The 8,401-nt window shown below is 39.2% G+C and carries 11 protein-coding genes and 1 pseudogene; all 12 read right to left on the bottom strand.

Annotated elements, in window-relative coordinates:
- Nucleotides 1-46 precede the first annotated feature (46 nt).
- Entirely contained in the window at nt 47-232 is a 186-nt protein-coding gene (gene tnpA / locus DWZ44_RS17670; protein ID WP_117805420.1) for an IS66 family insertion sequence element accessory protein TnpA, read from the bottom strand.
- A gap of 142 nt (nt 233-374) precedes the next feature.
- The gene (locus tag DWZ44_RS17665) at nt 375-2,756 is read right to left on the bottom strand and encodes a YecA family protein (RefSeq protein WP_117805419.1); all 2,382 of its coding nucleotides are present in this window, start codon (nt 2,754-2,756) and stop codon (nt 375-377) included.
- A 416-nt stretch (nt 2,757-3,172) separates the two neighbouring features.
- Nucleotides 3,173-3,295, bottom strand: coding sequence for a hypothetical protein (locus DWZ44_RS19020; RefSeq protein WP_256372554.1), 123 nt, complete (start codon nt 3,293-3,295; stop codon nt 3,173-3,175).
- A 37-nt stretch (nt 3,296-3,332) separates the two neighbouring features.
- Entirely contained in the window at nt 3,333-3,488 is a 156-nt protein-coding gene (locus DWZ44_RS18340; RefSeq protein WP_158565959.1) for a hypothetical protein, read from the bottom strand.
- Nucleotides 3,489-3,589: 101 nt separating this feature from the next.
- Nucleotides 3,590-4,417: a hypothetical protein gene (locus DWZ44_RS18880; protein WP_243002157.1), complete on the bottom strand. Its 828-nt coding sequence runs from the start codon at nt 4,415-4,417 to the stop codon at nt 3,590-3,592.
- A 2-nt stretch (nt 4,418-4,419) separates the two neighbouring features.
- Entirely contained in the window at nt 4,420-4,803 is a 384-nt protein-coding gene (gene gloA2, locus DWZ44_RS17650) for an SMU1112c/YaeR family gloxylase I-like metalloprotein (protein WP_117805417.1), read from the bottom strand.
- 113 nt (nt 4,804-4,916) lie between these two features.
- Complete coding sequence (locus DWZ44_RS17645) at nt 4,917-5,309, bottom strand: pyridoxamine 5'-phosphate oxidase family protein (RefSeq protein WP_117805416.1); 393 nt, start codon at nt 5,307-5,309, stop codon at nt 4,917-4,919.
- 49 nt (nt 5,310-5,358) lie between these two features.
- Nucleotides 5,359-5,685, bottom strand: coding sequence for a hypothetical protein (locus DWZ44_RS17640; protein ID WP_117805415.1), 327 nt, complete (start codon nt 5,683-5,685; stop codon nt 5,359-5,361).
- A 30-nt stretch (nt 5,686-5,715) separates the two neighbouring features.
- Nucleotides 5,716-6,825 (bottom strand): phospholipase D-like domain-containing protein, encoded by a 1,110-nt coding sequence (locus DWZ44_RS17635; RefSeq protein ID WP_117805414.1) that lies wholly within the window; start codon nt 6,823-6,825, stop codon nt 5,716-5,718.
- A gap of 77 nt (nt 6,826-6,902) precedes the next feature.
- Nucleotides 6,903-7,304, bottom strand: a complete 402-nt coding sequence (locus tag DWZ44_RS17630; protein ID WP_243002155.1) for a dTDP-4-dehydrorhamnose 3,5-epimerase — start codon at nt 7,302-7,304, stop codon at nt 6,903-6,905.
- A pseudogene (gene tnpC, locus DWZ44_RS17625) lies at nt 7,301-8,107 on the bottom strand (IS66 family transposase); the annotation flags it as partial. The pseudogene tnpC and the gene DWZ44_RS17630, both read right to left, overlap by 4 nt.
- Before the next feature lie 86 nt (nt 8,108-8,193).
- The coding region (locus tag DWZ44_RS18545; protein WP_207660238.1) for a hypothetical protein at nt 8,194-8,401 on the bottom strand (208 nt) is incomplete at its 5' end.

The raw sequence follows: 8,401 nt of genomic DNA, 5'->3' as shown, positions 1-8,401 counted from the left end.
TTGCATATCATAGAAGAATCTTATTTACAGACTTTTTCTCACAGTCTCAATTCGCCGCTGGGATCTGATCCGCTGCTGTTTTCCAACAACGGCTGACCCAGTTGTAAAAGGTGCTTACTGCAATGTCGTTTTCACGACACCAGTCAGCATCTGTCACGCCGCTCTGACGGCATTCATTGATAAGTCTGATCTGTTCCACCATCGGAACGCGGGTCTTGCGAGTACCTGCCATAACCTATCCTCCATAATTGTAGTGAAATAATCTAAGTATCTATCAGCTGCAATTATAGGGGAAATCTAAGGATTTGAAAATCCGCAGGAATACTTGGCGCTTACTAAGAAAATCGCAAGAGTTTTAGGCCACACTATGTTCATTAATCATATATCCCTTTCCCTCTGTGACATTTTTTAAATTTTTTTCCACTTCCACACGGGCATAATTCATTTGGATATATTTTCTTAAAATGATTTCTAACTATTTTTTTTTGCATTTTTTCTATTCCTTGCATTGATGTCACAATTGGATCTTCTGTTAATATATACTCCTCGCAAACAATTGCATAATCTTTTTCATCCATGACAGGCACTGGAATATATTTTTTTGTAATGGTATTAGCAAATGGAAAAATCGTGACAGGATTCATCAAATATTCCTTAAATTCTTCTGCTTCCGGATATCCATTTTTCCATATGCTTTTCACTTTCTGTATTGATGCTGATTCTGAATGTGCCGTTATCACATCCAGATATGGATTGGTAAAGTATTTTAGATAAGAAGAATCATCCGTAATAAAAACATCATTTTTTTTAAGTGGAGTATAATCATAGGCATCTGTACATGCAATTAGTATTATATGATCCTCATCATATGGTTTATCTGGTAAATCTATAGATACTAATTTTTTGAATATCTCCCAATCATATCTTACTGATTTCTTTCGACGCTTAAGTTGCTCTATCGCTTCTTTAACATTTTCTTTTCGTTTTTCTAATTCATTTAACTCATATGATGTCATTACCGCTTTTAATTCTGTAAGAATAAGATACTCCCCCAAAACACTGATAACATCGTATTCTATTTCTTTACCATCAAATGCTTCGTACTTTACTTTATTTGTATTTATCTGAAAATTAGGAATCTCTTTATATTCAAAATCCACAATTCCTTTTGAATATCCACGTTTTAGCTTTTCAATAAATTTATTTTCAAAAATATGTCCTACATCTGCTACATTTTTCTTATATCTAATGAATTGACGCTCAATAAATCTATCAAGATTCACTTGATCTAATAGCGCTTGGCTCAAAATCACTTGACTTTTACTAATTATTAATAATGGTTGAGAAAATATATCATCATCCCTATTTTTCTTTTCATGAAATATAAATCTATCAATTAATTTTTTTGCATATTCAAGTTCAAACTCATGTATCCTTGACAGTTCTTTTTCGAGATATGAAATTTCAACTAAACTTATTTCTTTAATATATGTATCTTGTTTTTTATCATCAATACACTTTGACGATGCAAGATACAAAACCTCTGATAATGTATCCAAATACTTATATGTTATTAATAAATCTCGTATACATACACCTTTTACTTTACAATCCAAATAATAATCTTTTGTCAATGACTCTACAATTCGCTCTTTTATCTCGGCTACTTTTTCTGCATCTTGAAATAACGATTTATCCGGATGAAATTCACTAAACTCAAATAATTCATATTTCTTTGCTTGAATCTTTATTAACTCATCTGACAGAATTGATAATTTTTCGTATATAATTGGAATATCTCCTTGATTTCTATAATCTAACAGAATGTGATTTCTTACTTGATATTCTCTCCTTAACACTCCCATTCTTCTTGCTTTGTATTTTTCATCATTTTCTATTGAAAATACATATTCTCTAATTCCTTCTTGGTTCTTATTCACATATCCAAGTTTATAATATCCATAACGAATTCCTTCTTCTATTCTACAAATGAGAAATCTTTGCGATGCAATATACAAATATTTTTCAAATTCAGCATTTTCATAAGGATGCACAAGTTTTCGTTGAATATCCGTATTTACAATTTGCACTTTTAAATTTTCACCGAATCTATAATACAAATAATGAATTATTTCGTTCATACTTTCAAGAATTGATTCAAAATTATCTAATACTGATCCTTCCAAATTTTTATAATGTTCAACAGGTCTATTAGCTATCGACAGTTCCATTCCTGTTTGATAATCCGGATTTATAAAATCTTTATAGTTTTCCTTAACAAGACGCGTTTGATCTTGATGAAAAACTACAAGACTAATTAATTGTTCTACAAACGGAATCTTCCCCCCTTCACATTCATCCATTCTTGTAGAATTAACAGAGTTCATTTTATAAAAGCATTCCGTATAAGCTGCTATATCACAAATATCTTTTATAATTCGCTTATCAATAGTAATCCCTTCTTGAATAATCTCCCGAGTATCTATCTCAGGATCATTTATTGTTTTTGCTATTTTTAAAGTATTAGTCAAAATCTGTGCTGTTTTTTTATAATCTTTAGATGTATATTTCATTCCTATCGGATTTCGAATACAGTTTGTCTTAAACAAAATATGCTTTAAATCGTACTCATATTCTTTTCCGTTTCTAATATCAGTATTATACATCAGCATCAAGAAAAGTAATTCAAATTCACATTTTTTCAAATCATCATTTGCATACGCTTCATTAAACCTCTCTATCCTTTCCATTTTCATAATGATTATCCCCCTTCTCCTAATATGATCAGACCCCACTGTGATTCAAACAGCAATGATTCAATAACAATACCAAGAATTACACAAACAATTTTTCAACGCACGCCTTTATGTAAGGCAATGGGATGGGGAAATTCCCCACTCTCTTCTTAAATTTGCTATATTATACCTCTCCTTTAATTCTCTAGCAACAGGAAATATATTTTACTATGAAAAGTTTCGATTTCGCATTTTAATTCGTCAAAGTGTCAGTTTATTTTTTACTGCCATCCTAAGATTCCAGTCATTAAGTTTATAAAATTTTTATTGTGTTCGTAGGTCGAGTAGACGCACCCCTTACGGTCGTGCGCCCCTCACAGATCCGGACGTGCGGCTTTTCCGCATCCGGCTCTGTGCGAAACGAATTGTTCACGTTATCATTCATATACTCTGACATAGATCCGAGGTCTTACCAGCGGATAGCTGTTATTCAGCGCTTTCAGTCCTTCCTCAAAAGCGGTCTTCTCCCATGCGCAGCACATCGTTCCCTGCCGGTTCATGATCTTTTCCCAGAGCGGAATCTTATCCCCGACATAGTCATCTACGAGCCTCCCTATTCATTCCGTCCAAACTGCGCAGCCACTCTTCCAGTTCCTTTTCTTTGGCCTTTGCAACTTTCCCGGCAACTGTGTTTTTCTCTACTGGATTATTCTCCGTGTAATGCTCGTAGATCAGATCCAGTAAATTCTCCACTGGTGGGTAATACTCCGGCTCCGTTTTCTTAATACAATCCTCTAGCAACTCCTTCAATTTTTCTATAATGCTACCATCCTTCCCAACTGAGATTCACATCCTCAGTTACGGCACATATTACCGCACACTTCTGTACATAGCAACCTATTTTTGCGGTTTTTCGGATGACCCATCTTCTCCTTCACTTCGTCTGGCACATCAATCAATCCGAACCGATAGAACATTCCGTATATGTATGTCACGCCCCGGATGTCACCCAGAGCTTTTGGCCGGTCTACTACTTTTCCTTTTATATTTCCCAGTGCCAAAACTACAGAACTCCACGCCAGACTTTTACTATTCTCACGCCTGTCAATCCAGAGCTCTTTTGTGTATTCGCTATTTCTGCCTTTGCGTACCTCATAAGAAAATGGTAAGCCGGAATAGGTTTTAAAGTGTACACCGGAATAACTAGCAACCACATCCCACAGATGCTCCTCTGTCGGCTCCTCTCTCCACCGCTTCATCGCTCTGTATCTTCTCTGCCGCTCTGCTCCAACACTAATTTTCTCTTTTTCTGTACTTGGGAAGTACACGCCTTTCTTATATGGCAGATACGAGGTGACGGAGGCTTTGGAAAGGTTAAGAGAATTTGCGGTTGAAAGGACGACTTCTTTATAGCTCTGCACTTCTCGGTATTCTTCAAAAGTATCCTGTACCTTCTCCGCCACCTCCGATTCATACACACCAGCCGTGATAAGCAGCTTTCTTACTTTGATGGGATTCAAACTCAACTCATCACCAATGGCCTGCAAGGACATCTTAGAATTATAAAGTGCCACAGCACTTTCCATCTGCTCCTTCAGATTCTTCACAGCATCGTATTCAGGCTTCAGCTTCTTCCGACCGCCGCCGGGTTTCCGGGGCTTATACGCTCTTTTCTCTCCCATAATTATTCGTGTAGCTCCAGCGGCAGTCCATCCGGGTCGTGGAAGAATGTCATCTTCTTGCCGGTATAGTCATCAACCCGAATCGGCTCACATTCAATCCCAACTTCTGTCAGCTCCCTCACCGTCTGCTCTATGCTGTCTACGCAGAACGCAAGATGACGCAGCCCGCAGGCTTCTGGACGGTTCACACGTTTTGGTGGATTTTCTTCAGCGAAAATCTCCAGCTCTGTGTGTTCATTAACACGAAGATCCAGCTTCCAGTCCTTACGCTCTGGGCGATAGTTTTCTCTTATAACAGAGAACCCCAGTTTGTTTACATAAAAATCCTTAGTTGCTTCGTAGTCAGATACGATGATTGCAATATGATGTATTTTTGATAAATTCATTTTTGTCACGCTCTGTTTTTTATTTTCGTTATAAACTATATATCGGTTTTCAAAATATGCCGTGCGTGTTTCGGGCTCAGATTGGAGCCTATGTTCCACACACGGCAATATTATTAGAACTTGATCACTTTCGGCTCATGGGTGAAAGAACTAATGGTAGCCACACCATTCTTAAAGTAGAACACCTCAGTGTTGCCATCATCTGCAGCATACATCTTCTTCAATCCTGGATAAGCATCCAGCATAGATTCTCTCGCTTCAACACGGTCATCCTCTACCAGTTCACCGGCAACGCGAATCCACTCGCCGCCTTTGAATGCACACAACTCTACTTTCGGATTAGCATGCAGCTGCTTGGAAGCATCCTTCTTCTTGCCAGTCTGGATGTACAGCTTGCCTTCAAAAATATGTGCCGTGCCAAATGGGCGCACTCTCGGCTGGTCGCCTTCGACCGTTGCCAAGTAATATGTTTCAGCTTCTTTTAAGAACTTTACGATTTCTTCCATTTTATTCTTTCCTTTCCCACACGGTCGTGTGATTTATAGTTTTATGGTTTTATTTCAGCTTTTCCAGAATCTCATCTGCGCTCACACCGCTGGCCAGCAGCTTCTTCAGCACAGCTTCGGCCTCGGCTTTCTTTGCTTCTTCGGCGGCCTTGGCATCTGCCTTCGCCTTTTTCGCTTCCAAAGAGGTCAACTCTTTTTCAGCTTTCTTCAGCGATACCTTCTTCTCTTTCAGGTCGGCTTTCAGAGCATCGATATTTGCGGTGATGGTAGCGATTTCTGTGTTCAGGGAAGCGATGGTTTCCTGCTTTTCTACGATTTGGGATGCGAAGTCGTTGGTGATCTTGGGGCGATTTTTGCTGCCTTTAGTTCTGGGCATAGGTGTGTCCTTCTTTCGATTTATAGTAGTTTAAGTATTATCAATATCCGGGTTAATTCTTGATGCTTTCCAACGCTCTGTAAAATCTATTGCGACCTTTAATGCTTTCAAAATGTAATCCATTCCTTCAAGGAATTCATCTCCTTGATCAAAAAACGTTCGATGTACATCATCGTACATTTCGGAAACTTCCTGCAGTGCCTTCTCTGAATAATAGTCCGTCATGTCATCAATCGCAAGGTATGCATATTTAGATTGCATTATTTCGTCAAATTTGTCATGTCCATCAAAAGTTGCTAAGTTATACAGCGCACCATCTTCTGATACAGTTTCTTTTAGGCCCTCAATATCAAGACTTTCAAATTCGTCCTTCAAATCCTCAAGTTCTGAATTAAACTGCTCATTTTCTTCATCATAACAATCTTCAGCTGCTGAACTCACATCTTCAAGTTCCTCTAAATCCCGATAGATGTTGCCCAATTCATCAGTGTCTATAAAAATCGTGTCTGCAGCCACAAGCCTTGTCCTTTGATAGTCTGTATAAACATCTCTTAGCAGAATATTGTAATGATGTTCAAACTTTGCATAAAGAGACAAGAGAAAAAGATGAAATGCATTAAAATTGTCATCAAGGTAAGAAAGCGACTCACTTGCCACCTTATCAAAAAACTCAGAATACAGTTTACTTATAAAATCTCTATCCTCAATAAGAATTCCCGTTTCAATATTATCTGCACTTTCATTTGAAAAGTTCGCCGACCCAATATAAACTATGTCTTCTGTTCCTATTATTTTTGCATGATTATGAACATTGAAATATGGCAAAAAATTACCCGAAAAATTTTCAGGATTCAATTTTGCAATGTATATTTGAATATTACGTCTTGCGGTTTTCCTCATACTTCTCCCAGCTTCATTGTCGAAGTATTCCTCCATTCGTGAGGGCACATTCGTTATAAGCTGTATTTCCGCATCCGTGTCTCTCAATGCTTCGAACAATTTGTCTTGCCTTTGATTTCTCGAAATATTATATGTAATTATCCTGATTATACTTGCGTTTGGAAAGTGCTCTAAGACTTCCTTATAGTTCAATTCTCCTCTATTTGAAACAAATCTTCCACCTGTAAATGATAGTTCCATATAGATTTCCTCCGTACTCTTTCTCTTCTATCATATTTGATGGGGTATAACTTGCGTAAAGCTAAGCTGAATTGTCTCTATGCCTTAATTAAACCACACTGCGCCAGTTCTTGCAAGGATTTAGCACTTTTATCTTTTTCCGATATTATATACGCTCCTTCCGGCCACGACTCACCTTCCCAGACAAAATCCGAATCATACCGCACAGCTTTGGCAGCTTCACCGCAGAAATCATTATCTACACACCACTGCATCAAGGTATCATCTTCCAATGTCAGGTATCCATGAGCAAAGCCTCGTGGTATATACATCTGCTTCCGGTTTTCAAACGACAACACCGCACTGTATGCGTGACCGAAGGTTTCTCCTGGGCGCAGATCCACAGCCACATTGAAAATCGGTAAGCGCCAAATAATAATGCGGTTAGATACAAGATTACTCCAGCCCTTTACGAGTTGGAGTAATTCACTATAATTCACATGCGATTTTTGATAGATTGGAGTTTTTCACTCCAAGGTGCCAGTTCCGCCAGCTGTTCATCGGTCATATTTTTACTCGGTCGGTTCTCCAGCAGAAATTTAAGATATCCGTAGATGTTCAGCCCATGTGCTTTGGCCATCTCAACCATTGTGTAGACTACTGCGCTGGCATTCGCTCCGTCCACGGAACTGCTGAACAGCCAGTTTTTTCGCCCCACTGCGAACGGACGGATCGCATTCTCACTGAGATTATTGGTAAAGCTGCACCGCCCGTCTTCCAGATAGGTTTCCGCTATATCACGCCTGTTGAGAACATAATTCACGGCTTTATCCAGCCGGGTATTCCGGACGGGCTTTTGCTGGTCAAGCCACGACCAGAAAGCCTCCAGAACAGGTTTTTCCTTCTCGAGACGCAGTTGTTTCCGCTTTTCATAATTACCGGGATACTTTTTGTTAATGGAGTCTTCCATGGCAAACAACCGATTGCAGTACTGGACTCCCTGTACTGCAGGCTGGCTGTAGTCATACTGCTTCCCTTTGGGAACAGCGTCGATAAAGTATCGGCGGATATGTGCCCAACAGGAGCAGCGCCTGATCCCAGGCAGACTGTTATAACCCTGATAGCCGTCCGTTTCCAGATATCCGCTGTAGCCTTCCAGAAACTCCTTTGCATGGCTGCCGCTCCTGGTCGGGGAATAGCCATACAGGATGATCTCCGCAAATCCGTCCTCACCGCTTCGGAACAGCCACATGAATGACTGGGTCTGTGCCCTGCGTCCTTCCTCTTTCAATACCTGGACCCGCGGTAAACGGTAGAACCTGAGTACCTTTTTATTCACTTCAAGTTATGCCATAATCATACTCAACAAAATAACATAGTCAAAAAAGTTTAGTACTTAACTTTTTTTAACTGACTATGATTCAGCGGAGGAATCTTATGGCTACGCAAATCAGCCTTGTAGCTCAGCAGGTGAGGATCAGACAATGGGCAGAACAGATCCGGAATTGTCAGAACCGTCCCAAAGGGATGGATGTTGAAACCTAGTGTACCCAAAATAATCTTACAAAAGCCAACTATTATTACCGTCTCCGGCGTG

This window comes from Blautia sp. AF32-4BH, assembly GCF_003460565.1.
Lineage (GTDB): Bacteria > Bacillota > Clostridia > Lachnospirales > Lachnospiraceae > Fusicatenibacter > Fusicatenibacter saccharivorans.
The sequence above is the reverse complement of the archived record's forward strand: the minus strand, read 5'-3'. Positions and strand labels throughout refer to the sequence as shown.

Bases quoted from the DNA above. Each gene is read 5' to 3' on its own strand.
- DWZ44_RS17645 (WP_117805416.1), bottom strand. From the start codon at position 5,309: ATGGAAGAAATCGTAAAGTTCTTAAAAGAAGCTGAAACATATTACTTG.
- tnpA (WP_117805420.1), bottom strand. From the start codon at position 232: ATGGCAGGTACTCGCAAGACCCGCGTTCCGATGGTGGAACAGATCAGA.
- DWZ44_RS17640 (WP_117805415.1), bottom strand. From the start codon at position 5,685: ATGCCCAGAACTAAAGGCAGCAAAAATCGCCCCAAGATCACCAACGAC.
- DWZ44_RS17665 (WP_117805419.1), bottom strand. From the start codon at position 2,756: ATGAAAATGGAAAGGATAGAGAGGTTTAATGAAGCGTATGCAAATGAT.
- DWZ44_RS17635 (WP_117805414.1), bottom strand. From the start codon at position 6,825: ATGGAACTATCATTTACAGGTGGAAGATTTGTTTCAAATAGAGGAGAA.
- DWZ44_RS18880 (WP_243002157.1), bottom strand. From the start codon at position 4,417: ATGGGAGAGAAAAGAGCGTATAAGCCCCGGAAACCCGGCGGCGGTCGG.
- gloA2 (WP_117805417.1), bottom strand. From the start codon at position 4,803: ATGAATTTATCAAAAATACATCATATTGCAATCATCGTATCTGACTAC.
- DWZ44_RS19020 (WP_256372554.1), bottom strand. From the start codon at position 3,295: ATGAACCGGCAGGGAACGATGTGCTGCGCATGGGAGAAGACCGCTTTT.